The 1,677-nt window shown below is 29.9% G+C and carries 1 protein-coding gene; it reads right to left on the bottom strand.

Annotated features, from left to right (window positions below; genetic code table 11):
- A partial coding sequence (locus FWJ34_RS19305; protein ID WP_308256949.1) for a DNA methyltransferase occupies positions 1–1,677 on the bottom strand: 1,677 nt, incomplete at both ends.

Raw genomic sequence — 1,677 nt, 5'->3', positions numbered from 1 at the left:
TGTTGATGAAGTTGAGATAATTTACTGCTAAACTCATGAAAAAACTCATTATATAACTTTGTAATTCCCCAGTTTTTTTGTTCCATTTCTCTCCTTCGATATTCATGTAATTCTGTCATTTTATCTCTTATTTGTTGAACAATTTTAGCTTCATTAGTAGGGCGGGCAATGCCCACATTATCATCATGGATAAAAACACTATTTTCTAATAAAGGAAACGGAAATGTTTCAAAACAAGTTGTATTAGTATATCTTAATGTTTCTCCTAAAGTTGAACTTTGAGCTTTTACCCAAATTCGATGAATTTTTGAGGTTAAAATACCTAAAACATAAAAATCATCAGAGGCAACAATGCAGTTTAAATCACCAGCTAACCATTCAGTTTTAAAAGGAATAAATATAAACCATTTAGATACTCTAGGCACGGCAAAACAATAGTTTAAATTTTTAATTGCGTCTCTTAAATTAGGGCGAGGTGCGAATAATTGCCACCAAATTTCTTTTGCTCTTTTTGCACGATTATTTTCTCTTTCAGATTTAACATTTTCTTTTATATATCTAAAAGGTAAACCATAATTACTTGCCGATTCAAGGCTTAAATCATTAAAGTCAATAATCCATCTATCAGGTTTTCCATGAGGATTACTCGCTAAATTATCTCCCATAGAAAATAACTTAATTACTACCTTATTTTTAGCATCTTTTTTGATAAATTCTTGAGCTTGTTTTTCCGTAATTATAAAACCTTTTCCTACGGGTAAAACTCCTTGAAAACAAAGATTTTGATTCGCTTTTATTTTCTTAGCTTGGGTAACATCAACTTCTGAAGTTAAAGAAGTATTAATACTATTTACTAACTGATTATCTAAGATATAACTATATGGAATAGTTTTACACCAATTAACAATACTAACATGAACGGCTGCTTCCCCTGACCATTCTTGAGTCGAAATTGCTTCATGAATATAACCTTTATTTTGACTTATATAATCAAGGGATGCTTTACGGCTTTTTCCCTGAGAAATAGAGTTAGTTGCAACTAATCCAGCCCTACCATTTTCTGTTAAATTATCATGGGCTATTCTAAACCAATAACTACAAAAATCCACTGAATCTTTAACATCATTAAATTTACTAAATATTTTTTCTACATAATCATCGCTTAAATTAATTCGCATATGTTTACCCCCTAAAAAAGGAGGATTCCCGATTATAGCATCGGCTTTTTGCCAATCAGAAAATAAAGCATCAGTACAAATAATATTGTTATCTAAACTGTCTAAAGGTAAAGCAGGTTCAGTTAAATTAAACTTATCAATAGCTACTTTTCTAGCAATTATTAAAGTAACTTTTGCTAACTCTACTGCAAAAGGGTTTATATCCATGCCATAAAACTGATTTGGAGTCACAAAACTTAGATTTATTTGTAAATTTTTACCTTTATTTTTACTTCTTATTTTATCTAATAATAACTGCTCAATTCTTTTTAATTCCTGATAGGCAACATATAAAAAATTACCACTTCCACAAGCAGGATCTAATACCTTATAATCTTGTAATTGAATTTGTAAATTAATCAAATCTTTAAGAGTATTTGCACTGTCAATTAATTCCTCCCAATATTTACTAATAGTCGGGCGCACAATTTTCATAATATCCGCTTCCGAAGTATAGTGC

Source organism: Geminocystis sp. GBBB08 (assembly GCF_016743215.1).
Taxonomy (GTDB): Bacteria; Cyanobacteriota; Cyanobacteriia; order Cyanobacteriales; family Cyanobacteriaceae; genus Geminocystis.
Note: the sequence above shows the minus strand (reverse complement) of the source record. Positions and strands in the feature narration are given on the sequence as shown.